Annotated in this window: 17 protein-coding genes; 10 read left to right on the top strand and 7 right to left on the bottom strand. The window is 71.9% G+C overall.

Annotated features, from left to right (window positions below; genetic code table 11):
* Nucleotides 1-343 precede the first annotated feature (343 nt).
* Nucleotides 344-1,318 (bottom strand): winged helix-turn-helix transcriptional regulator, encoded by a 975-nt coding sequence (locus IE252_RS40860; protein ID WP_190094586.1) that lies wholly within the window; start codon nucleotides 1,316-1,318, stop codon nucleotides 344-346.
* Between the two features lie 43 nt (nucleotides 1,319-1,361).
* Complete coding sequence (gene tatA, locus IE252_RS40855; protein WP_190094585.1) at nucleotides 1,362-1,634, bottom strand: Sec-independent protein translocase subunit TatA; 273 nt, start codon at nucleotides 1,632-1,634, stop codon at nucleotides 1,362-1,364.
* 299 nt (nucleotides 1,635-1,933) lie between these two features.
* On the opposite strand from tatA, the gene IE252_RS40850 reads away from it, so the two are divergent.
* The 10 genes from IE252_RS40850 (at nucleotide 1,934) to IE252_RS40805 (ending at nucleotide 16,838) form a co-directional block, all read left to right on the top strand.
* Nucleotides 1,934-3,019, top strand: a complete 1,086-nt coding sequence (locus tag IE252_RS40850) for a DUF1702 family protein (protein WP_190094584.1) — start codon at nucleotides 1,934-1,936, stop codon at nucleotides 3,017-3,019.
* Nucleotides 3,016-4,947 (top strand): FG-GAP repeat domain-containing protein, encoded by a 1,932-nt coding sequence (locus IE252_RS40845; RefSeq protein ID WP_190094583.1) that lies wholly within the window; start codon nucleotides 3,016-3,018, stop codon nucleotides 4,945-4,947. The genes IE252_RS40850 and IE252_RS40845 overlap by 4 nt, the downstream gene beginning before the upstream one ends.
* The gene (locus tag IE252_RS40840; RefSeq protein WP_190094582.1) at nucleotides 4,944-5,942 is read left to right on the top strand and encodes an RnfABCDGE type electron transport complex subunit D; all 999 of its coding nucleotides are present in this window, start codon (nucleotides 4,944-4,946) and stop codon (nucleotides 5,940-5,942) included. The genes IE252_RS40845 and IE252_RS40840 overlap by 4 nt, the downstream gene beginning before the upstream one ends.
* Nucleotides 5,943-5,954: 12 nt before the next feature.
* Nucleotides 5,955-11,795, top strand: coding sequence for a type I polyketide synthase (locus IE252_RS40835; protein ID WP_190094581.1), 5,841 nt, complete (start codon nucleotides 5,955-5,957; stop codon nucleotides 11,793-11,795).
* Nucleotides 11,713-12,174: an acyl-CoA thioesterase gene (locus IE252_RS40830; RefSeq protein WP_190094580.1), complete on the top strand. Its 462-nt coding sequence runs from the start codon at nucleotides 11,713-11,715 to the stop codon at nucleotides 12,172-12,174. Before IE252_RS40835 ends, IE252_RS40830 begins: the two co-directional genes overlap by 83 nt.
* Nucleotides 12,167-12,865: an NADPH-dependent F420 reductase gene (locus tag IE252_RS40825; RefSeq protein ID WP_190094579.1), complete on the top strand. Its 699-nt coding sequence runs from the start codon at nucleotides 12,167-12,169 to the stop codon at nucleotides 12,863-12,865. The genes IE252_RS40830 and IE252_RS40825 overlap by 8 nt, the downstream gene beginning before the upstream one ends.
* A 63-nt stretch (nucleotides 12,866-12,928) precedes the next feature.
* On the top strand, nucleotides 12,929-13,765 hold the full coding sequence (locus tag IE252_RS40820; RefSeq protein WP_190094578.1) for an alpha/beta fold hydrolase: 837 nt from the start codon (nucleotides 12,929-12,931) through the stop codon (nucleotides 13,763-13,765).
* 167 nt (nucleotides 13,766-13,932) lie between these two features.
* Complete coding sequence (locus tag IE252_RS40815) at nucleotides 13,933-14,469, top strand: twin-arginine translocase TatA/TatE family subunit (protein ID WP_190094577.1); 537 nt, start codon at nucleotides 13,933-13,935, stop codon at nucleotides 14,467-14,469.
* 67 nt (nucleotides 14,470-14,536) lie between these two features.
* Nucleotides 14,537-15,460, top strand: coding sequence for a twin-arginine translocase subunit TatC (gene tatC / locus IE252_RS40810; RefSeq protein ID WP_190094576.1), 924 nt, complete (start codon nucleotides 14,537-14,539; stop codon nucleotides 15,458-15,460).
* A gap of 55 nt (nucleotides 15,461-15,515) precedes the next feature.
* The gene (locus IE252_RS40805) at nucleotides 15,516-16,838 is read left to right on the top strand and encodes an ABC1 kinase family protein (protein ID WP_190094575.1); all 1,323 of its coding nucleotides are present in this window, start codon (nucleotides 15,516-15,518) and stop codon (nucleotides 16,836-16,838) included.
* On the opposite strand, the gene IE252_RS40800 is transcribed toward IE252_RS40805, so the two are convergent.
* The 5 genes from IE252_RS40800 to IE252_RS40780 form a co-directional block, all read right to left on the bottom strand.
* On the bottom strand, nucleotides 16,801-18,405 hold the full coding sequence (locus IE252_RS40800) for an NAD(P)-binding domain-containing protein (protein ID WP_190094574.1): 1,605 nt from the start codon (nucleotides 18,403-18,405) through the stop codon (nucleotides 16,801-16,803). The genes IE252_RS40805 and IE252_RS40800 overlap by 38 nt on opposite strands.
* 140 nt (nucleotides 18,406-18,545) lie before the next feature.
* Nucleotides 18,546-19,244 carry a twin-arginine translocation signal domain-containing protein gene (locus tag IE252_RS40795; RefSeq protein WP_190094573.1) on the bottom strand — a complete coding sequence of 233 codons (699 nt, stop codon included), beginning with the start codon at nucleotides 19,242-19,244 and terminating at the stop codon, nucleotides 18,546-18,548.
* 179 nt (nucleotides 19,245-19,423) lie between these two features.
* Nucleotides 19,424-20,548: a carboxymuconolactone decarboxylase family protein gene (locus IE252_RS40790; RefSeq protein WP_229849127.1), complete on the bottom strand. Its 1,125-nt coding sequence runs from the start codon at nucleotides 20,546-20,548 to the stop codon at nucleotides 19,424-19,426.
* 109 nt (nucleotides 20,549-20,657) lie between these two features.
* On the bottom strand, nucleotides 20,658-21,251 hold the full coding sequence (locus IE252_RS40785; RefSeq protein ID WP_190094572.1) for a hypothetical protein: 594 nt from the start codon (nucleotides 21,249-21,251) through the stop codon (nucleotides 20,658-20,660).
* 483 nt (nucleotides 21,252-21,734) lie between these two features.
* On the bottom strand, nucleotides 21,735-22,916 hold the full coding sequence (locus IE252_RS40780; RefSeq protein WP_190094571.1) for a cytochrome P450: 1,182 nt from the start codon (nucleotides 22,914-22,916) through the stop codon (nucleotides 21,735-21,737).
* Between the last annotated feature and the right edge of the window lie 154 nt (nucleotides 22,917-23,070).

Genomic DNA, 23,070 nt, shown 5'->3' with positions numbered 1-23,070 from the left:
TCTTCCCGGGGGTGTGCTCGCCGGTCCTTGTGGGGCAGGCAGATGAGGAGCGGCAACCCGGTTTTCTCGCGACGGGGTTCACCCGCGACAGCGGCGCCCCGTTCATCGACTGCCATGCGCTGGTGGGGGGAAACCCCCTACGCGGCCAATCCGTACGCCATCGTCGGCAGGAACGGGGCTGATCGTGTCCGCGGCGGCCGTGCCGCGACCGGTACTCGGGACCATGGCGGTCGCGGCTTTGAGATCAGGGCCTCGCCGATGGTGACCGCGAGACCCTGACCGTCCGTCGGGGTAAACGGATGCGTCCTGTACAACGACCGCGATCAGCGGAAGTCACGCCCCGTCAGTTCCGCATCGCGCCAGCCGCCGTCAGGCGGTGGGGCGCGGCGAGCGCGGACAGGTCCGACCCCTCGGTGGTCGACGCCTGCTGTGCCGGATTCCCGCCGCAGGTGCCGCAGACCAGACGCGGTGCGAACGGCTGCCCGCAACTGCGGTGCACCGAGAGCAGGGCGGGGCCCTCGGGCGCCTCGTACCACCGCTGGCCCCAGTCCACCAGCAGCATCAGCGCGGGGAAGAGTGCCCGGCCCTTCACGGTGAGTGTCCAGGAGCTGCCCTCGCGCTCCAGGATGCCCAGGGCACGCAGCGCCCTCAGGCGGTCCGTGGACAGGGCGGACGGGTTGCCGAGGCACTGCTGGAACTGCTCGAGCCGGCCGGGGCCGAGGAACGCCGCACCGACCAGCACGGCCGACCAGCGGTCGCCGATCACCTTGACGGCTTCCGGGAAGTGCCCGTACCTGGTCAGCGGCGGTGGGGCACCGCGCAGACGAGGTGGCGGCGGGGGGATCGACCGCCAGCCGCCGCCGCTCGGGCCGATCACACTGCGTACCTCGTGGGAGGATGCCGTGCTCTGTTCGCAGGCGCGGCAGACCAGTGTCGGTTCCCCGCAGGGTCGGCAGGCGCAGAATGAAGTCAGCGGTGGATCCGGGCGGCCGGCCCCCCACCGGGATTCCCAGGCTTCAAGGGCGACCAGGAAGGGCCGCAGCGACTCGCCGCGCCGGGTCGGGCGATACGCGTACCGAAGCCGCTCGTCCGGGTGCGGCTGACGGGACAGCAGGCCGTGCGCCCACAGCCGGGCGAGCCGGGCGCCGAGTGCCGCGTCGGCGAGCGGCGCAGCCTCGTGCCGAGCGCCTTGGGGGTGCGCCGCTCGCAACGCCTGGTCCAGTACCGACAGGGTGCCGCTGTCGCAGACGAGGCCGAACGCGACCGAGGTCGCGTTCCTGCCGCCCGCGGGCAGTGGGGTCGGTGACCCGTGGATCACTCGTGTGCGGCGGGATCGCCGAGTCTTCCGCGGTCCCGGCCACTCAGCGGGTGGTCTCCTTGGCGGCGGGCTCCGAGACCGGGGCGGGCGTTTCGCGGACCGGTGTGGCCTCGGCCCGGAGCAGCACCGGTGGCTCGGCCTGCTTGGCCGCCTGCTCCTGCTGGACCGCCTCGTCGCGACCCGCGCGGCTCTCGGCCTTGAGGATGCGCAGGGACTTGCCGAGCGAGCGTGCCGTGTCCGGGAGCCGTTTCGCTCCGAAGAGCACCATGACGACCAGGGCGATGATGATGATTTCAAGCAGACGGTTTTCCAGCATGAGGACCTTCTTCGGCTGGGGCGGACAGGGAGGCGGCAGAGGGAATTCTCTGCGCGGTGGCCGCCGGGTGGATGCGGGGATCCGATTGCCGGCCCCGGCGGGTCCGCTTCGATACGCGACGTCGTAGCCATCGTCGTCGTTTCGTTGGTTCTTCCCCGTCAATCACCGCGCCAAGGGTGGGGATTCACTCGGTTGGGGGCAAAAGTCCGGAGGGTGCACCCTTTCGGCGTATCAAGAATGTACCTGGTTGCCCCGAGGATATTAGTCGCAACGGATGAAATGCAGGAGGGGAATCGGCGGTGGCGTTCTACGTTCCAGGCAAGGGGGCACAGGGCACTTCCCGTGGTCCTCTTGGTGCCCGTGCCGCACGACTGCTGCGGCAGGATCTGGGGCAGGTCGATTTCGGAGTACGGCGATTCAGACTGCGTGAAGGACCAGCCAGGCAGACGCTGGAAGATTCCGGCCGAGCGTTTCTGGAAGGCTTCAACCAAGCGGTGAGCGTGCGTGGTGCCGAGGCCCTCAGAGGCGGGATCGAAGAGATTCCAGAGGATTTTCGGGGATTCGCCTTCGAAGGCGCTGGAATGGGCTGCGCACTACTCGATCTGATGACTCTCTCCGGGGGAAGCAGACTGCGCGGCCTGCTTGCGGAAGCGGGCCAGGACTATCCGCATCTGATTCACGTGGGCGCAGGCTGGGCATTCGGCAAGCTGCGGTTGCGCCCCTGGACGGGGATCCGTGCCGGTGATCCCTGGCTGCGCTGGCTGGCCTGGGACGGGTTCGGCTTCTACCAGGGCTTCTTCGACTCGGACCGGGTCGTCGGCGGCTGCCGGACCGAAAGCCGCCTCGACCCGCACAAGCGGGCGATGCGGGACCAGGGGCTCGGACGCTGCCTCTGGTTCCACGAGTGCGCGGACCCTCAGGCCCTGCGCCTGCGGGTGGCCGCGTTCCCCCAGGGGCGACGGTCGGACCTCTGGAGCGGCATCGGACTCGCGGCCACCTACGCGGGCGGCGCGAGCGAGGGCGAACTGCACGCCCTGGTGGAGGCATCAGCCGAATACCGGGCGCATCTGGCCCAGGGCGCGGCCTTCGCCTGTGCGGCCCGGAAGCGAGCGCGGACGCCGCTGCCCGAACACTGCCGCAGCGCGGCCCCCATTCTCACCGGGGCGTCGGCGCACACCGCCGCCGGATGGACCGACACCGCGCTGGCCGACCTCGGATCCCAGCCCGCTTCGGCAGCGCAGTACCTGGCCTGGCGCGCCGGGGTCAGACGGCTGTGGGCGGCCCAGACGGATCCGGATCCGGCGGGCGTTCCCGAACAGACCGCCGATGAGATCCCGGCCGTCCGGTCCGCCGACACCACCACGAGCCCCCGGAGCGTGCGATGAGTTCACTGACCCGCTTCGCCCGGTCGCAGGCCCCCAAGGCCGCCGCGCTCGGCTGCTGTCTCGCGGCCTTCGCCCTGGCCGTGCCGTACACCGTCTCCGCTGCCGACCGCGACGCGGCGGCCGCTCCCTTCCACTTCGCCGCCGCCCCCCTCAACGCACCGGACCAGTCCGACGACCGCCGGGTGCGTCCCGTTGCCCCGGCCTTCCACCACATCCGCTCGTGGATCTCCTCGGTCGGCGCCGGTGCGGGGGTCTTCTCGGCGGACGGCGCGAACGAGTCGCGCGATGTCTGCCTCGTCGACCCGCGCACCGACACGGTGACCGTCCGCACGGCGCCCCACACCAAGGACCGCTACGAGCCGTTCACCCTGGAGGCCAGGGGACTGCCGATGCCGTCCTACGCGGCCCCGATGGGCTGCCTGCCCGCCGACTTCAACCAGGACGGCTGGCAGGACGTGGCTGTCTACTACTGGGGACGCTCGCCTGTCCTGTTCATGCGCGTCCCCGACGCCGCCCCGTCCCCATCCGCGTTCGTGCCGCAGGAACTGGTCGCCGACCACCCGGTGTGGAGCACCAACGCGATGACCATCGGGGACTACGACGGCGACGGCCGCCCGGACCTGGTGGTCGGCAACTACTTCCCGGACGGCGCCCGGGTGCTCGACCCGACGGCCGTCCAGTCCTCGCTGCAGATGCCGGACTCGATGTCCGGTGCCCGCAACGGTGGCACCCTGCGCTTCTTCCGGTACGTCGACGGGCGCTCCGGCGCGGGCCCGCGCGCCTACTTCAGCGAGGTGCCCGACGCTTTCGGGCCCGCCTCACCGCGCGGCTGGACCCTCGCGCTGGCCAGCCAGGACCTTGACGGTGACGGACTGCCCGAGCTGTACCAGGCAAACGACTTCGCCCCCGACCGGCTGCTGTACAACAAGTCCGCGCCGGGCCGGCCCACCTTCCGTACCGCCACCGGGACGCGCCACTTCACCACGCCCAAGTCAAAGGTGGTGGGCCGTGACTCCTTCAAGGGCATGGGAGTGGCCTTCGCCGACCTGGACCGCAGTGGGATGCAGTCGATCCTGGTCGGCAACATCACCGAGCCGTACGCGCTGGAGGAGAGCAACTTCGTCTTCCGGCCGACCGTGGACCGCAAGACGCTCGGTGAGCGGCTGCGTCTGGGAGACGCGCCCTACGACGACCACAGCGAGAGCACGGGCATGGCCCGCTCCGGCTGGACCTGGGACGTCGCCGCCGCCGACTTCGACAACTCCGGCTTCCCCCAGGTGATGCACGCCACCGGCTTCGTGGCGGGCAAGACCTCGCGGTGGGCCCAGCTCCAGGAGACGGCGCTCTCCAACGACCTGATCCTCAAGCATCCGAAGCTGTGGCCGCACATCCAGCCGGGCGACGACCTCTCGGGCCACGACACCAACACGTTCTTCGCCCGTACCCCGCAGGGCCGCTATGTGAACGTGGCCAAGGCGGCCGGAGTGGCCTCCACCGCCGTCACCCGGGGGTTCGCCGTCGGGGACGTCGACGGGGACGGGCGCCTCGACTTCGTCGCGGCCAACCAGTGGGGCCAGTCCGTGCTCTACCACAACGAGTCGAAGGCCGGCCCGTTCCTCGGCCTGCGACTTCGGCTGCCGGCGACGGCACCGCACACCGCTCCGGCCGTCGGAGCGGTGGCCCGGGTGCACCTGCCGGACGGGCGTACCACCGAACAGCAGGTGTACCCGGCCAACGGGCACGGCGGCGTGGCTGCCCCCGACCTCCTGTTCGGCCTGGGCGGCGAGGAGCTGACCGGCCCGCTGCGCACCGACGTCATCTGGCGGGACCCGGACGGCAGGCGCCACCAGCGCACCCAGCTCATCCGCCCCGGCTGGCACAACCTGATCCTCGCCGAGGACGGGACCATCGTGGAGGTTCCCGCATGACGACCGACTCCGGAGCACCCCCCGAGGCGGCGAAGAAGACAACGGAACAGCGCCGCAGCGCGGCACTGCGCCGCTTCGCGATGTCCATCACGGCGGCCACCGTGCTCGGCCACACCGTCCTCGGATTCGAGCAGGCGTACGCGACGCCGCTGTCCTGCGTCGCCGCCGCGGTCGGCACCGAGGCACTGCTGGAAGCGATCGAGGCGTGGTCCCAGCGACGCGCCCCGCGCTTCCGGGCGCCCGTGGGCAAGGCGGTGGACTTCCTGCTGCCCGCCTACATCGGCGGCCTCGCCTGCGCCATGCTGCTCTACTCCAACAGCCACATCTGGGCGACGGTACTGGCCGCGGTGCTCGGGGTGTCCAGCAAGTACCTGGTGCGGGTCAAGGTGAAGGGAGTCGCCCGGCACGTGCTCAACCCGAGCAACGTCGGCATCGCGGCGGTGCTGCTCCTGTTCCCCTGGGTCGGCATCGCGCCGCCCTACCAGTTCACCGAGTGGCTGTTCGACTGGGCCGACGTGATCCCGCCCATCGTGATCCTGGTGCTCGGCACCCTGCTCAACGGCAAGCTCACCGGCAAACTGCCGCTGATCCTCGGCTGGGTGGGCGGTTTCGCGGCGCAGGCGCTGCTGCGTGGAATGCTCACCGACGTCTCCACGGTGAGCGCTCTGCTGCCGATGACCGGCACGGCGTTCGTGCTCTTCACCAACTACATGATCACCGATCCGGGGACCTCTCCGTGGCGTCCGCGCAACCAGTTCGTCTTCGGGCTGACCATCGCGGCGACCTACGGCGCCCTGGTCCATCTGCACATCGTCTTCGGCATGTTCTTCGCGCTGGTCATCACCTGTGTGCTGCGCGGCATGCTCCTGGTCGTGCTGTCGGCGCGCGGTCGCGGGGACATCCCTTCCCCCCGGCAGGAGGCCGCCCGGGCCGAGGACGGCCCGGCGCCCGTTGCCACGACCCCGGCCGGTGCCGTCGCCGCCGAGGCTTCCTAGAGGAGAGTGCTGTTGCCCGCCTACGACATGGCAAGCGGGGATGCCGACGACGGCATCGCCGTCGTCGGGATGGCCTGCCGCTACCCCGATGCCGACGACCCCGCGCAGCTGTGGGACCTCGTCCTGAGCAAGCGGCGGGCCTTTCGGCGGCTGCCCGCCGAGCGGTTCGCGGTGGAGGAGTACCTCGACCCGACCCGCCGCAGCCCCGACAGCGTCTACGGAGTGAGAGCCGCCCTGCTGGAGGGCTGGCACTTCGACCGCGCAGCCTTCCGCGTGCCGGGTACCGTGCACCGGGCCGCCGACCCGGCGCACTGGCTCGCTCTGGAGACGGCGGCGCGCGCGCTCGAGGACGCCGGCTCCCCCGGCGGCGGTGGCTTCGACCGGGACCGCGTGGCCGTCGTCCTGGGCAACACCCTCACCGGTGAAGTCACCCGCGCCCGCACGCTGCGGCTGCGCTGGCCCTACGTACGCGCTGTCCTCGCCAGTGTGTTCCAGGAGGAAGGGCTGGACAAGGACACCTGCGAGCAGGTACTCGCCCGTACCGCGCGACGGTATCTGGAGCCTTTCCCCGCCCCTGACGACGAGTTCCTCTCGGGCGGACTGGCCAACACCATCGCGGGCCGCGTCTGCAACCACTTCGACTTCCACGGTGGCGGGTTCACCGTGGACGGCGCCTGCTCCTCCTCGCTGCTCGCGGTGATCACGGCATGCGGCAAACTCCGCGACAACAGCGCGGACCTGGTCCTCGCGGGCGGCGTGGACATCAGCCTCGACCCCTTCGAACTAGTCGGCTTCGCCCGGCTCGGCGCGCTCGCCGAGGACCGTATGAGGATCTACGACGAGGACGCCACCGGGTTCCTGCCCGGGGAGGGCTGCGGGGTCGTCGCCCTGATGCGGGCCCGGGACGCGGCCGCCGCCAACCTGCCGGTCTACGCGGAGATCCGGGGCTGGGGCATGTCCTCGGACGGTGCGGGCGGCATCACTCGCCCCGAGCAGTCGGGGCAGCTCCTCGCACTGCGGCGGGCGTACGAGCACGCGGGCATCGAGCCGAGCGCCCTGGGCCTGGTGGAAGGACACGGCACCGGCACGGGCGTGGGCGACGCGGTGGAACTGCGGGCGCTGAGCGCGCTGCGTGCCGGAGCCGAGCGAGCGGCCGTGCTCGGCTCGGTCAAGGCGAACATCGGCCACACCAAGGCCGCGGCCGGAGTGGCCGGTCTGATCAAGGCGTGCATGAGCGTCAGCAGCGGCGTCCTGCCCCCGACCACGGGCTGCGAGAAGCCGCGGGAGGAACTGGCCGGCGACGCGGCGGTGCTGCGGGTGCCGACAGAGGCGGAGGCCTGGCCCCGGGGCGAACGGATCGCGGGGGTGAGCGCGTTCGGGTTCGGTGGCATCAACACCCATCTGGTGCTCTCGGACCCCCGCAGTCCGCGCCGACCGCGCTCCGCGGCCGTCCAGGCGTCCCTTCCGCGAGCCCGGCGCGGCGAGCCCGCCGAGGAACTCGTCCTGCTCAGCGGCGACGATCCGGCCGAGCTCGCCGACCGCCTTGAGCGCCTGGCCCGGGCGGCGCCGCGGTTCAGCGACGCCGAGGTGCACGACCTGGCGGTCCTGTGGGGACGCGCACCGCATCCGGGGCCGGTCCGGGTGGCCCTGGTTGCCGACTCGCCGGAGCAGCTCGCCGAGCGCGCGAAGGTGGCCGCGGCCGTCGTCGCCGAGTCCCGGCAGGGTGCCCTGGCCAGTCGTCCGGGCGTGTGGGTCGGCCACACCTCGGCCGGACGCGTCACCTTGCTCCTCCCCGGCCAAGGTGCCCCGGTCCGCGCCGACCTGGGGGAGGTGGGCGCCGATCTCGGCGACGAGGCGAGCGGTGATCCCATCGCCGAGGGCACGGCCGTGACCGACACCGCCATCGCGCAGCCGGCCATCCACCGGGCCTCGCTGGCCGGGTTGAGATGGCTGGACAAGATGGGGGTACAGGCCGAAGCGGCACTCGGGCACAGCCTGGGGGAGTACGCCGCCCTGGTGTGGGCCGGGTGCCTGGACGGACAGGACAGCGCCGCACTCGTCGCCCAGCGGGGCCGACTGATGGCCGACCTGAGCGAGCCGGGCACGGGCATGCTCGCGGTCACCGCCGACGCCGTCACCACTCGGGAGCTGCGCCGTGGCACCCCCGTGGTGATCGCCGCGTACAACGGGCCCTCGGCCTACGCGGTGGCGGGCCCTCTCGACGAACTCGCCGCGCTGGCACGGCGCGCGGCCGATCGGGGCGTGAGCACGGTGGCGCTGCCCGTGGCACACGGCTTCCACTCTCCCGCCGTCGCCAAGGCTGCCGAGGAGTTCGCGCCGCTGATCCGCGCCACCCGCTTCGCACGGCCCCGCCGCACGCTGCTCTCCAGCGTCAGCGGTGGCATCTGCCGGGTCGGCGGCACCCGGTTGCAGGCGCTGCTGTGCGACCAGATGACGGAGCCGGTGCGGTTCTGGGAAGCGCTGGGCAAGGTGGCGTCGCGCACGGACCTGTTCTGTGAGGCCGGAGCGGGGCACGCGCTCGCCTCGCTCGCCACCCAGAGCGGGGTGCCGGTCGTGTCCTTGGACGTCGGAGCGCGCGGCTCCCGGGCCCGCGCGCAGACCGCGGCGGCGCTCTTCGCATGCGGGGCGCTCCAGCACACCGGTGCGCTGTTCGAGGGGCGCGAGGGTCGGCCCGTGGATCCCTGGCGGGAGCGGGTGTTCATCCCCAATCCCTGCGCACGCCCGGAACTGGGCTCCGAGGCCGCTCCCGCCCCATCCGCCGCGGTCGCGGACGAGGAACCGCGCGAGGCGGCCGGCGGTGCCACCGGTGAGGACCTCACCTCGATCGTGGTGCGCCTGGTCGCCCAGGCCACGGAGCTGGAACCGGCGTCGCTCGCCCTGGATCAGCGCCTGCTGAGCGACCTCCACCTTTCGTCGCTGAAGGTGACCCAACTGCTCACCGAGGCCGCCTGCGCGGCCGGTCTCGAACCTCCCGTCGCCCCGCTGGCCATGGCGGACGCCTCGCTCGCCGAAATCATCGACGTGCTGGGCTCGCTGCCCGAAGCGGACGGGGACGACCGGCAGGAGACGGTCGTCCCCGGAGTCGGGCCCTGGGTTCGCTGCTTCGTGGAGGAGCCGCGCCCCGTCGCGCTGCCCGAGCCGGCGCCCGTCGACCGTCCCGGCCGGGTCACCGTCCCCTCAACGGAAGGCGCGCTGTGCGCCACCGCCCTGCGTCTGCTGCTGGGGGACGCGGCGGGACAGGCGGAACTGGCCTACGTTCCCGACGCCGCTTCCCGGGAGTGTGTCACCGTCCTCCTCGGCGCGGCGCGGGCCGCGCTGGAGGGCTCGCACCGGCTCGTCCTGGTCACCCATGGCTCGGGTCTGTCCGGCTTCGCCGGCAGCCTGCACCAGGAGCACCCCGAACTGGGCATCACCGTGCTGCGGGTGCCGCAGACCGACACCGGTCTCGAGCGCGCCGCCGTGGTCGCCGCGGCCGAGCCAGGGGTCCTGCGCGAGCTGATCGTGTGCGAGGACGGCACCCTCGCCGCTCCCACCATGGTCTCCGATGCGGACCCCGCCGCCGGGGAACAAGTGCTCGGCCCGAACGACGTGCTGCTGGTGAGCGGCGGAGGCAAGGGACTCGGCTTCGAGGGCGCGGCCGCCTTCGCCCTGAGCACGGGCGCGTCACTCGCCCTGCTCGGCCGCAGCGACCCGGTCACCGACGAATCACTGCGCCGGAACCTGCAACGGCTCGCCGAACTCGGCATCACCGCCAGCTACCAGCGGGCGGACATCACCGACCCGCTGTCCGCCTCGGGCGCGGTCGCGGTGCTGGAACGCAAGCTGGGACCGGTCACGGCGCTGCTGCACGCCTCGGGCGTCAACGACCCGCGGCGCTTCACCGAGCTCACCGAGGCCGAGGTGCATGCGCACCTCGCCCCCAAGACCTCCGGTCTCTCGCACCTGCTGGCGGCGGTGGACCGGCGCAGGCTCCGGCTGCTCATCGGCTTCGGCTCGGTGATCGGGCGCTATGGGCTGGCCGGGGAGTGCCACTACGCGCTCGCCAACGGCGCGCTCCGCCAGATGCTCGAGGACGAGGCCCGCACACTGCCCGACTGCCGCACCCTCGTGATCGACTGGTCGGTGTGGGCCGATGTCGGCATGGGGGAGCGGCTCGGGGTACTGGACCGGCTCGCCCGGCTCGACGTCACGCCGATCCCCCTCGAACAGGGCCTGGGCCTGCTGCTCCGTCTCGCCGGGAACACCCCGCTGCCCACAGCTGTGACCGTGCACGGGCGCATGGGGCTGCCGCCGCGGCCGCTCGCCGCCGAGCCGCACGCGCGCGCCGGCCGCTTCCTGCAGCACACACGCGTCCACTACCCGGGCGTGGAGCTCGTGGTGGACAACACCGTCAGCGAGGAAACCGACCCGTATCTGAGCGACCACCGCATTGGCGGACTCACAGTGCTGCCCGCCGTGGTCGGCCTCGAAGCGATGGCCCAGGTCGCCTCGGCACTGGCGGGACGACCGCTGCGCCACGTCCAGGAGGTGTCGCTGGACCGGCCCGTCACCCTTGCGGACGGGGCCACCCGTACCCTCCGGCTGTGCGCGCTCGCCGAAGAGGGCGGTATCGCCGTCGTGCTGCGCAGTGACGAGACGGCCTTTCGCGCCGACCACTTCCGGGCGTGGTTCCCCCTACCGGCGACCGCGCGGGCCGCGGAGCCGGACGGTACCGGGCCCGCGGTGCGTCCGGTTGCCGCCGACGACCCCGGCGTCCCCTCCGAGGACCTCTACGGCCCTCTCTACTTCCACACCGGCCGCTTCCGCAGGGTCGGCGCGCTGCACGGTCTGCGTGCCCGCGAGGTCCGGGCCGGGCTGCACCCGGACACCAGCGCCGACTGGTTCGGTTCCGGGCTGCCCCAGGGGCTGCTCCTTGGCAGCCCCGGACGCAACGACGCCACCATCCACGCCCTCCAGGCCTGCGTACCGCACCGCCGGCTGCTGCCCGTCGGCTGCGAGGAGTTCTGGGCCGCCGAGCACCAGCCGCAGGACGGCGACGGAGAAGCAGTGGTCCACGCCCGGGAGCTGTGGGCCGAGGGCGGATCGTACGTGTGGGACGTCGAGGCACGTGACGGCGAAGGGCGCCTGCTGGCCCGCTGGCGCCGCCTGCGGCTGACCGACGTCGGTCAGCTGCCGCGCCGGACCCGCTGGACCCCGCCGCTGCTCGCGGTGGCCCTGGAGCGCGGCGCGCTCACCCTCGGACTCGACTCCGCACTCACCGTCGCCGTCGAACCGGGCGGTGCGCAGGACCGCAGCGTTCCGCCGGTCCGGCCGCCGCACGGCACCTCGCGCAGCCACTGCGGCCGGCTGACGCTGACCGCCGCCGCCCCGGGCGGTGCGGCCGTCGACTGGCAGCAGGTGTCCGCGGACGAGGGGGAACGGGTACGCAAGGCGCTCGGCGCCCACTTCGCGGCGCTGTGGCACCAGCTGCGCCCGGCCGTCGACGAGCCCGAGTACGCCACCGCGGCACGGTTGTGGACCGTGGCCGAGTGCATGGGCAAGGCCGGTCGGACCCCCACCGCGCCGGTCACGGTGGACGGGGTGTTCGAGGACGGATGGGTCCGCTTCCGCAGCGGGCGGTCCCTGCTGGCGACCGTGGTGCTTCCCGCGCGCCTGGCACCTGAGGAGGCCGTGAACGAGACGGAGACGGACGGCGATTCGGGCACGGTGATCGCCGTGGCCCTGATGGCGAGAGAGGGAGGAGGCGTCCATGTGGCAGCGCAAAACGTACAACCACCGGCATCGGGTGATGCTGGAGGAGACCAACCTCGTCGGCAACGTGTACTTCAGTAACTACTTCCTGTGGCAAGGCCATTGCCGGGAGATGTTCCTGACCGAGCACGCGCCAGGAGTGATGGCCGCTCTCCACGACGATCTCGCCCTGGTGACCGCCGCCAGCCGGTGCGACTTCTTCGCCGAGCTGTTCGCCGGTGACGAGGTCGAGGTGAGAATGTCCCTGGGGCGGCGCGAACCGGGTCGGATCACCATGCTGTTCGACTACTACCGGATGGACGGCACGGCGGCGCAGCTGGCGGCCCGGGGAGAGCAGACCATCGCCTGCATGCGCCGCGTTCGCGGGGTGATGGAGCCCACCGAGGTGCCCGAGGAGCTCACCACCGCGCTGCGTCCCTACGAGAGGGAGCCCATCCTGGCGGTGGCCAAGCGTGATTGAGCCGGGCCGGCGCGAGGAGGGCGGTGATCCGGCCCCGTCGCCGCTGTCCGTCAGGACCGCGGTGGTGGGCTGCGGGCGGATGGGTTCCGCGCTGCTGCACGCCGCGCTGAGCCGTCGCCTGGAGGTGCTGGCCGGTGTGCGCGAGCACCGCCGCAGGCGCCCGGGGGTGCCGCCGGAGGTGGTGCAGCTGGCGCCCGTCGAGGCGGCCGCTGCGGCCGACCTGGTGGTGCTCGCGGTGCCGCCGGGGGAGCCGCTGCGGGTGCTGGCGGAGCAACTGGAGCCGGTGCTCGCGGGCAAGGTCGTCCTTGAGCTTTCCAACCCGTCGGTGAACCGGCGGGAGAGTGTCGGCGCGCGGGGCTCCTGGGGCCTGAGCGAAGCCGAGCTGCTGGCCGAGCGCCTGCCGAGGGCGCGGGTGGTCAAGGCGTTGAACACGGTCTCGGCGAAGGTCCTCAGAGGAGGGGGCCCCGTGCCGCTGGGCGAAAGGCGGCGCATGAGCGTCCCGGTCGCCGTGGACGACCCGGCCGCACAGCGGCTGGTGTGCGCCTGGGTCGACGCGCTCGGCTTCGAGGCGGTGCCGGCGGGGCCGCTGGCGCACGCCCGCTGGCTGGAGCAACTGGCCATGCTGCTGTGCCACATCGACGCCCAGTCCGGGCGTACCGGAATGGTCGGCTGCCGGATCGTACGGCTGTGAGGAGCCGGTCCCCGACCGGGGCCGGGAACAAGCGATTGCGACGAGAGAGTGAGAGAGGCAGGTATGAGCACGACCGCTGACCCGAAGGCCCATGTCCTGGACGACCGGGCGATCATCCCCAGGTGGGTGCCCGCCCCGCACGGCCCGCTCACAGCGGTGGAGGTCCGCCAGCCCGGCACGGCCGGTCCGCACTGGGACGGCGTGCGGGCCGGGCTGGTAGCGGGGGCCGGCGGCGCCAAGGAGGACTTCACGCCGCTGATGTACCGGCTGGCGGCCGCCGGGTACCGGGGCTTCGCCTTCGACCAGTGCGGCCAGAACGAGACCCCCGGGCACGACGACCCCGAGGCGTACTCACTGGCCTCGCTCGCCCTCGACCTGAACGTCGCACTGACCGCGGCCTGCGCACGGCGCCTGCCGCACCTCGTCGGCCACGGCGCGGGGGCACTGGTGGCGGCGAGCGCCGTCGTGGCCCGGCCGGACCACTACCGCAGCCTCACCCTTCTCAGCCCCGGTTGGGACGCGGGCGCGGAGCACGACACGCGGGCCGACGACTGGGAGGCCTACCTGGGCGCGCAGCACCGCGCCGGGAGCCTGACCGAGGAGCGCCGCACCGTGATCCGCCAGCGTCTGGAGCGCACCCACCCGACGGGACTGCGGAGCCTGGCCGCGGCCGTCCCCGACCCCGACCTCTTCACCCGGCTGGTCGCCACCGGCGTGCCGGTCCTGGTGATGCGCGGTGCACAGGACACGCTCGTCCCGTCGGCCCGCACCGAGGAGCTCGCCCTGCAACTGGGCGCGCGCCACAGCGTCATCGCCCGGGCCGGACACCTGACGCACTACGACAACCCGGACGCCGTGGCGAAGGCACTCGCCGTCTTCTGGGAAGGGACGGACGCGTAGGTGCTCCGCTGGGAGTGCGGTCGTGGTCCGCACCCCCGCGGTTGCGCCGTCCGGCGCGCCCAACGGGTGAATCCTCCTCCGCCGCGGACGCCTTGGCACGGGAGGCAGCCGGAATCCCGCGATGATGAACGTCGCCCCTGTGGCGATCCGCCGTCTCCATTGGAGTGATGGTGTTCAACCTGAGCCCGTTCACCCTGGTCGCTCTCGCCCTGATCGCACTCTTCATCTACGGACCCGACAAGCTGCCCAAGGCGGTCGGCGAGGCCGCCCGTGGCCTGCGCAGGCTGCGCGGCGCGCTCCGCGACGCCTCCGAAGGTGTGCGCAACGAGCTGGGGCCCGAGTATCAGAATGTCCAGTTGCGCGACCTCAACCCGCGGGCGTTCGTCAGGAAGCACCTCCTGGAGGAGGACCAGCCGGACTGGACCTACAAGCCCAATCCGGTGCAGCCCCCCAAACCCGAGGGCTGGCCGGAGCACGTGCCGTTCCCCTCGGCCGAGCAGATGGGGCTGAAAGAGGGGGAGGACCCCTTCACGGCCCCGATCCCGCTGGAGAAGCACGTGAACTACAGCCCCCCGTACGTTCCGTCGACACAGCAGGAGCAGGCCGCCGACGAACGGCCCGACCCGCCGCAGGTGCCCGCGGCACCGACGCCCGCAGGGGAGAGCGGCGGACAGGCGCGCGAGTCGGCCCGTCCGCAGGCGTGACTCCGGTGGGGCGCTACGGGCTGCCGACCGCCGACCTCTTCGCTCACCCCTGAGGAGCTCTGTCCCCGTGGACACGACCCAGCTGACGAAACCCCACCCCCCGGCCGTCGCCGACCCTCCCGCCCCCGCGCCCACCCGCCGCCGTGCCAAGCGCCGGATGCCGCTCCGCGAACATCTGCGCGAGCTCCGCAACCGCGTGGCCAAGGCGATGCTCGGGGTGTTCCTGGGCACGGTGGTCGGCTGGAAGATCCACGGCTGGCTGATCGCCCATCTGACCGGGCCCAGCTGCCACATCCCGGGCACGCACGGCATCGCGCCCCCCACCCCGGACTGCCCCAACGGGCTGATGGTGATGCAGGGCGTGATGACCCCGCTCACCTTCACCTTCAAGGTGGCGCTGGCGGCCGGCGTGGTGATCTCCAGCCCGATCTGGTCGTACCAGCTGTGGGCCTTCGCCGCACCGGGCCTGCACCGTCACGAGAAGCGGTACGCCATCGGCTTCGTCGCCGCGGCCGTCCCGCTCTTCCTCGGCGGGGCGGGGCTTGCCTACTGGGTCTTCCCGCAGGCCCTGAAGATCCTGTTGGGCTTCACCCCGGAGTCGTTCAGCAACTCCCTCCAAGGCGACCAGTTCCTGGACTTCTTCATCCGGATGATCCTGGTGTTCGGCGTCTCCTTCGAAATGCCGCTCTTCTTGGTACTGCTCAACTTCACGGGTGTGGTCAGCGCACAGGGCCTCACCGCCCGCTGGCGCACCTTCGTCATGGGCATCTTCGTCTTCTCCGCGCTCGCCACCCCTACCGGCGACCCGTTCAGCATGGTGGTCCTGGCGGTGCCGATGACCGTGCTGTTCGTGCTCGCGCTCGGTGTGGTCCGCTGGCGCGAACGGGTTCTCGCGCGGCGCGGCGGCACCGGCGCGCTCTCGCCCGACGAAGCGTCACCCATGGACCTGACGCCTTCTCAGATCGAACCCTCGGAGCGGACCGGCGACTGACCGATCCCCTCTCCGTACGCACCACCCAGACCTCCACCCGTCCGAGGAGTCATCGATGACCGCCGCTCGCCACGCCGCCATCCCTCGCAGAGTGCTCGTCGCCCGGGGCGCGGCTCTGCTGCTCGTCCTGGGCCGTGGTGCCGCGTCCCTCGCCGGGCACGCCGCCGTGGGCGCGGTGCGGCGCGATTTCCCGGCCCGCCGGGACCAGTGGCTGGTGGAGCTGACCACCCGGCTCGGTCCGGCCTTCATCAAGGCCGCCCAGCTCCTGGCCACCCGGGCCGACGTCCTGCCACCGCGGGTGTGCGCCGCGCTCGGCCGCCTCCACGACCAGGTGCGGCCCGTGACGCTGGGGGCGGGGGCGGGGGCGGGCGAGACGGAGCTCGCCGGGTTCGTCCTGGAGCGGGGGGCGGACGGCTCCGCCCACCCTGTCGCTGCGGGCAGCATCGCCTGTGTCTACCGCGCCACCGCCGCGGACGGGCGCACCGTCGCCGTCAAGCTGCGCCGCCCCGGGGTCGCCCGGCAGCTGACGGCGGACCTGGAGCTCATGCGCTGCGCCACCCGGCTCGCCGCCCGGCTGCCCCAGCTGCGCGACGTGCCGGCTGTCGCCATCGTCGACCAGATGGCGACGGCGATCCGGAGCCAGCTGGACTTCCCGCGCGAGGCGGGCCTGCTGCGGGAGTTCCGGGCCAACCTGGCCGAGGAGGCGGGCCTGCGCGTTCCGGCCGTCCGCCCGGAGCTCGGCGGCGACGGCGTGCTGGTGATGGAGTTCGTCGAGGGGTTGCGCCGGCGCGAGGCGGGCGAACTGCCGGCCGAGGTCCGCGAGCGCGCGGTGCTCACCACGCTGCGCGGCATCTACCGGATGCTCTTCATCGACGGCCTGGTCCACTGCGATCTGCACCCCGGCAACCTGTACTTCCAGCCGGACGGCGAAGTGGTGCTCGTCGACGCGGGCTTCACCGTGCGCCTGGACCAGCAGACCAGGCAGCGCTTCGCCGGATTCTTCCTGCGGATGACCCTGGGTGACGGGGAGGGCTGCGCCGACGTCGTGCTCTCCACGGCGACGTTCGGGCCCCGCCCCGACAAGGAGGGCTTCACCCGGGAGCTCGCCGCCCTGGTACGGGCGAACAGCGGCCTGGCCGCCCAGGACTTCGACCTGGTGTCGTTCGCCACCTCCCTGTTCGACATCCAGCGTCGCCACGGCCTGTACGCCGCCCCCGAGTTCGTGTTTCCGCTGCTGTCCCTGCTGGTCCTGGAGGGCACCGTGCGGGCCTTCGCCCCGCAGGTGGACTTCCAGCGGGAGGCCGGTCCCTATGTGGGCAAGGCGTTGTTCGGCGACCACTTCACTCCGTACCCGGTGGAGCCGGGAGTACGGCGCTGATCCGCGGGGCGCTCTGCTCGCGCAGGAACGCCCGCAGCGGCTCGACATGGCGGTCCGGCCGCCGCCACTGGGCCAGCAGGTCCTCCAGCAGATGGCATTCGGCGGTCGGTTCGCCCCGTCGGTAGCGGCGGATCACCGGGTGCACGAACGCCGACTCGTGGGCGCGCTCGGGCACGGGATGACGGCGGATGGCGAAGACGTCCCGGTACTCCTCGCGCCCCCAGCGCAGCCCGAGCGTGTAGAGGTGCTCCTCTCGGCCGAATCGCTCCACGGCGTAGTCCTCGGGCAGGTCCTCGTAGTGGTCGGCGCGGCCGCTCTCCTCGTCCAGGACGAACACGTCGACCAGGTACTCGAACTGGGTCCACAGGGCTGAGGACCAGTTGACCCGGTCCAGCATCGCCGTGGCCAGCGCGTCGGGGTCGGCGTCGAGGGGACGTGATTCCAGCGGGCGCCCCTCGTACCGTTCGGTGAGCAGGCGCGCGAGAGTGCGCAGGTTGTAGCGAAAGCCGTCGATGAACGGGGAGGAGGCGTGCTTGGTGTCCCGGGCCTGGGCCAGGGTGCCGGCGAAGTAGAGGCCGTCGACGTCCGTGGACTGCCAGTCGGGGCCGGTGGCGGGGAAGCGTCCGTTCGGCGCGAGCGCGGGTCGGCAGTCCTCGCCGAAGACGGAGTCGTCCATGCGGAACCCGGTGCAGTGGATCACCGTGTCGTACTCGAGCACCTCGCGCTCGCCCTCGGCGAGGGTGTACGAGATCTCGACCCGCAGGGCCCCGTCGACCGGGCGTATCTCGTCGACCGTGCACTCCAGGACGCCGTGCAGCGTCTTGAACCAGTAGCTGTCCAGGAGTGCCCCGTACTGTCCGCGCACGTCTCCCGGGTGCTTGCTGTGCCACGCCAGGCGCAGCGGGCGTGGCGAGGCGAGGTGCACCAGGGCCGCGTGGTCGAGCAGCGGGGCTGCGGTCTCGAACGCGGAGTTCCCCTTGCCGATGACCAGGACGCGCCGGCCACGGTACGCCTCCGGCTCCAGCGGGGCGTTCTCGTAGCCGACGGCGTGCTCGATCCCGGGGATCGGCGGGACGTACGGGCCGCCCCACCCGGTGGCCACGACCAGGCAGTCACATGTGAACAGGCGTCCGTCGGCGGCGCGCAGCGCGAACCCCTCGCCGTGGCGGGTGATCCGTTCGACGTCGACTCCGAAACGGACGCCGGGGACGTGTGCCGCCTGATAGTCCCTCAGATACGCGACCATCGTGTCGGCATGAGGGAACCAGTCCGCGCTGTAATCGGTGAACAGGGGGGTGGAGGTGGGGGAGAGCAGCGAGTTCCAGTCCCAGCGCAGCCGGATCTCCGGGTCGTCCTCCAGGGTGTGCACCTTGTTCAGCGAGATCAGGCGCCGATGTCGGGGAAAGCGGCGGAAGAAGCCGCCGGGAGCGTCCTCGCGCTCCAGCACGGCGTAGTCGGCCCCGGCCGTCTGGAGGAAGCAGCCCAGCTGCAGCCCGGCCGGGCCCGCCCCGAGCACCACGAACCGGTGGTGCTCCACCACCGGATCCTTCCCGGTACGTGTCCCCATGGGCCCGCCCCTCCCCGGATTCCCCGACTCGTCCCAGGCGTTTCTGCCCACCGGCCGCACCGGTAACCCCGTCGGGGCACGGCACCGCACCCCGCTCGGACCGAGAGCGGGGTGCGGTGAGGTGAGGCCGAGACGGGGGGTCAGGCCTGGTTGACGTTGACCGGGAAGCCGTTGAGCATGCCGGCCTGGTTCCCGTTCTGGTCGAGCAGCGGGATCGCCTTCGTCAGGGTGTACCCCTGGTTGGTCGGGGGGAACGAGGTGAGGGCACCCGACGACAGGACGGCCGGGTTGGTCGGGTCCGTCGACAGGACGGTGGGGGTACCCGTGGGGTTGCCGCTGGAGTCCAGCTGCTGGATCGTCAGCGTAAACAGCAGCTTGACGATCATCTCCGGGAACGGAACGGGGAAGAGCCCCGACCCCGGGTTGATCTGCAGCAGGCTGAGCGGCGTGATCTGCGTGTCCGACTGCTCGATGGTGATCCTGAGTCCCGGAATCTCGCAGACCACCTTGTGGCCGACGATCTCCAACTCGACCACGTTGTTCGTGAACGCGCGGACGCAGATGTCGATGCCGCCCTTGAAGTCACAGTTGACGACGCCAAGGACGTTGATGTTCAGCGGCACGTTGGCGGCGTAGCAGCTGCAGGGGATGTCCACGCCGATCGGCGGGATGGGGAACGGGAAGGGCAGTGGCTGCCCCTTACCCAGCGCCTCCACCCCGGCGGCGTTGGCCGTGCCCGTGGCGAGCGCCCCGGCCCCCACGGCCGCGGCGGTCACCGCGGCGCCCTTCATGAACCCGCGACGGTCACTTCCGCTGTCGATGATCTCAGACTCAGTCATCCGACTGTCTTTCCTTTCTCCACGGTGAGGAGGCAGCGCAGAGGCTGCCCCCGAAGGCAGCCGCCACCCGACGCCTTACACGCGTGGGTCATCCGGCAGCGTCGAGATCACGTATACCTCAGCGAAAGGGACGATCTGTCATCGTTCGTTGCAATTGGGGATATTCGGACCCGTTTGTTCTAGTCCTGCGCTGGTGTGTCGTGGCGTTCGGCGTAGTGCCGGACGCAGGCCGCGGTGCGGTGATCCGGTCTTTCCCCGGTGCTCGTGGCACCTGTGCTCGCAGCCCACCCGCCGGCCTCCCGGGCCGCCGCCATGCTCGCCCACGCGGCGAGTTCCACGAGGCTTGCGTCGTCCGGCGCCTGGACGCGGTAGGCGCCGATCGCGGCCGCGTCCACCTGGTACGGGGCGAGTGCGACCAGCAGGGCGAGTCGGCCCGGCACGCGGTCCCCCCACGGCAGCTCGTTCAGGAGCGGTTCCGTCCAGGACCGGCTCAGCCCCGGGGGCGCTCCGTCCCAGACCCGCAGCGCGCCCAGGACCAGTTCGCGGACCCGGTCCGGTACCGAGCGCTCGCCGGCCGCGTCGATCACCGCCGCCGCCTGCGCGAACGCCCGGGCGATGTGGGCCGGGCCGTCGGCGGCCCACGCCAGGTCGACGGGGAGTGCCGCTGCCGGGAGCAGATCGAGGGAACGCCCCGGCGCCGGCTCCTGGCGGCTCGCCGAGCGCCGCAGCCGGGTCAGAGCCGGCATGACGGCTCGAAGGGCCGCGGGAGGGACGTACGGCGGCAGGGGGAAGTCCCCGAGGAAGACGTGTGCCATGCGGTTGAGGTAGTGGAGCAGCACGGCGACGGCGACGAACTCGGGCAGGTGGTCCGGGCCCGGCCCGCGGACTCCAGCAGATACGGAGGCGGGGCGGGTGGCGTGCGCCTCGGCCCAGGTCCTTGCGGGCTGGTGCGCGGCGGCGCCCGAGCCCACCAGGGTGGTCAGCATCGACGAGTGGACGGTGATGCAGAACGGGCAGGCGTTGTGCTCCGAGACCGCCACTGCGACGGCTTCCTTGGAGGCCAGGTCGGCCCGGCCCGGCGCGACCATCGACTCCCGGAGCAGTGCCCAGCTCGCCGCGAGGACGTCGGGGCTGGAGGCGTGCAGGGCGATGGGGGGCGCGAGCAGCCCGAACTCCCGCTCCAGATCCCGGTAGATCCGGGCCACCTTCGGCTCGGCGGTGCGGAAGGGGACCGGTGCGACGTGTCTGATCTGCGCGAGCGAGGGCCGGCGCAGAGCGGTCCGCAGCAGATCTGCTGCTTTCATGAGGATCTCCCTTCACGGGGATGACAGCGGCCTGGCGCGGCATCGGCGGGAACGAGCGCTACCCACCGCGAGGAGCCGCGATCTCAGGCCGGCATGTTGCCGTCACGGCTCACAGGTGGGCGTCGTGGATCGTCAGGAGCGTCGGCGTGTCCCACCGGGTGACGCCGCCGGGGGTGGCGCACGCCGCCGGGTCGAGGGCGGAGACGTCCACGGTTTCGTCGGCGCCCGCCCCCGCGAACCGGCCTGCTGTGATGGTGCCGACCAGGGCGAACTCCCCCTCTGCCAGGGGCAATGCCTTTTGCGTCCCGTAGTCGTACGTGAACGTGCTGGTCACGCCGTCGCCCCAGGTGAGGATCCTGGTGTGGGGGGCGGGAGCGAAGGGAAACGCGCTGCACGAGGCGGCCGCCGTGCCCTTGTCGGTGTAGCGAGCCGACTGCGCCCGGTCCGGGGCGGGAAGGGCGTCCTCGTCCGAGAGGAGCATGCACGATCCGTGCTCGGCCTGCGTGCCGAGCACGCCGTCGACGGCGGCATCGACGGCTTGCGAGCTGTTCGTCACCCCGGGTGTGGACGTGCCGTGCTCCTGCCCCGTGCACACGAGGTCGACGGAGCTCTCGGCGGCACGAGCGCTCGGAGCGGAGGTGAGACAGACGCACAGCAGCAGGGCGGCGGCCTTGGCGATGCGGCCATTGGCCGTCGTGGTCATCCTTTGATCCTCTCCATGGGACCCCGGTTCGGAAGTCCGTCCCGGTCGGTGCGCTCACCCTGGCAGCGGCGCGTGACCACCGGCGCCGCGACACGCTCAACTCCTTCTCGCCGTGAAGGTGCGGGGCCGATGCCCAAGGCAGATCCGTCACCCGGGGCAATTCAGTGGCGAATACGGTGTGTTCGACCCCAGGGGGCGGGGAGCGGCGTGTCAACCTGAAGCGGCAACGGGGCTCCCCGGATCATGGCGGGTGACACAGGCACACGCCGTCAACCCGGAGCCCCGTTGCATTCTCGGCAGGCGTGCGGCGATTTCACCGTGACCGGGCAGAGTCATGCGAGTGACGACCGCTCGTGTCGTACCGTCCGCGCGACGGCCGATGTGTGATCCTCGCGGGTGGTGCCGGGCCCCCTCATGCCCAATGCCCCGGGTCGGCCGGGGCCCGGCCTCCCCTCTGGGCGCGCCGGGCCCTCGCGCACTCGCTCAGTACACCGGACAGCCGTCCACGTCGGACGGCGATCCGGCCCCGTCCACCGGCGCCCGCTGCGGCGGGCAGGTGCCCGGGCGCACCCACAGAGCGGTGAGTGAGCGTTGCGGGAAGGCGGGCCGGTGGACGGAGACGGTTTCGGAGACGAGGGTGAGCGTCGGTAGCCGGGCTGCCATCTCCTCCAGGGCGACCCGCAGTTCCAGACGGGCCAGCGTGGCTCCGACGCAGGCATGCGCTCCCCGGCCGAAGGCGAGGTGAGACGTCTGAGGCTGCCTGCGGGGGGCGAACCAGTCGGACTGCCTGAACTTTCTCTCGTCGTGGTTGGCCGACCCGTACAGCAGCAGGAGGCGCGTGCCGGCCGGCAGGTTTCTGCCTGCCACGGTCACCTCGTTCCGAGCCGTGCGATAGGTGCCGATGATCGGGCCGTCCGCGCGGAGTCCCTCCTCGACGAGCTGGGGAATCGGTACGCTGCCGACGGCCACCTCATGCCATCCCCCGGGGGAGCACAGTTGGTGGCCGACGACGGAGGCCAGAGCCTGTGCCGGGCTGAGGTGTCCCGCCGTGATCAACGCGGGGATCTGCGCGATCACTTCGTTGGTGGAGAGGCGATGGCCCCCGGGGCGTTCGTGGAGCATGTGGCTGATGAGGTCGGGCGCGGGTGCTGCCAGCCGCTGTGCGATGAGATCCCGTGCGAACGGCTCGCATTCCCGCAGCTCTTCGGCGTACGCGCGCAGCAGCCCAGGGCCTCCGCTGCCGCCGTGCTGCATCGACCCGAGCCCCTGCTCCAACCGCTGCTCGCACCTGTCGTGGGTTTCCGTCGGAATGCCGAGGAACTGGAGGGTCACGGCCAGGCAGTAGGGCGAGGCGAACTGGGAGACGAGGTCGAACTCGGGGAGCGAGGCCAGTGGTTCCAGCAGTCGTGTGGCCGTCGCGCGGACCACCGGCTCGAAAGCCTTCAGTATCGCCGGGCTGAACCCCGAGCTCACCACGGCCCGCAGCCTGGTGTGTTCGCAGGCGTCCAGGGCGCCCATCGGGACTCCGTCGTCGCGCCACGATCCCGTGGCGGGGGCCGCGCCTGGCGCGGCGCCTGTAGCTGAGGGCGAAGAGGGCTGTGCACCGTGGACCATGAAGTTCTCTTCGTCGTCGAGGACGGCGACGATGTCGTCGTATCCGGTCACGCACCAGGTGTTCAGGAGAGGTGAGAAGAAGACGGGACACCGCGCACGCAGGTGTCGCGGGTTCCTGAAGACTGACCCCCAGGAGGTCTTCCGAAAATTGACCCCCCTTGATGATCATGGAGGGTGCTAAAGGTGGAGGACTGGGCCGAGATAC

This window comes from Streptomyces melanogenes, from assembly GCF_014649795.1.
GTDB lineage: Bacteria > Actinomycetota > Actinomycetes > Streptomycetales > Streptomycetaceae > Streptomyces > Streptomyces noboritoensis.
The sequence above is the reverse complement of the archived record's forward strand: the minus strand, read 5'-3'. Positions and strand labels throughout refer to the sequence as shown.

Excerpts from the sequence above, each read along its gene's own strand:
- tatA (WP_190094585.1), bottom strand. The coding sequence starts at position 1,634 with ATGCTGGAAAACCGTCTGCTTGAAATCATCATCATCGCCCTGGTCGTC.
- IE252_RS40845 (WP_190094583.1), top strand. The coding sequence starts at position 3,016 with ATGAGTTCACTGACCCGCTTCGCCCGGTCGCAGGCCCCCAAGGCCGCC.
- IE252_RS40840 (WP_190094582.1), top strand. The coding sequence starts at position 4,944 with ATGACGACCGACTCCGGAGCACCCCCCGAGGCGGCGAAGAAGACAACG.
- IE252_RS40830 (WP_190094580.1), top strand. The coding sequence starts at position 11,713 with ATGTGGCAGCGCAAAACGTACAACCACCGGCATCGGGTGATGCTGGAG.
- IE252_RS40820 (WP_190094578.1), top strand. The coding sequence starts at position 12,929 with ATGAGCACGACCGCTGACCCGAAGGCCCATGTCCTGGACGACCGGGCG.
- IE252_RS40815 (WP_190094577.1), top strand. The coding sequence starts at position 13,933 with ATGGTGTTCAACCTGAGCCCGTTCACCCTGGTCGCTCTCGCCCTGATC.
- IE252_RS40805 (WP_190094575.1), top strand. The coding sequence starts at position 15,516 with ATGACCGCCGCTCGCCACGCCGCCATCCCTCGCAGAGTGCTCGTCGCC.
- IE252_RS40800 (WP_190094574.1), bottom strand. The coding sequence starts at position 18,405 with ATGGGGACACGTACCGGGAAGGATCCGGTGGTGGAGCACCACCGGTTC.
- IE252_RS40795 (WP_190094573.1), bottom strand. The coding sequence starts at position 19,244 with ATGACTGAGTCTGAGATCATCGACAGCGGAAGTGACCGTCGCGGGTTC.
- IE252_RS40790 (WP_229849127.1), bottom strand. The coding sequence starts at position 20,548 with ATGAAAGCAGCAGATCTGCTGCGGACCGCTCTGCGCCGGCCCTCGCTC.
- IE252_RS40785 (WP_190094572.1), bottom strand. The coding sequence starts at position 21,251 with ATGACCACGACGGCCAATGGCCGCATCGCCAAGGCCGCCGCCCTGCTG.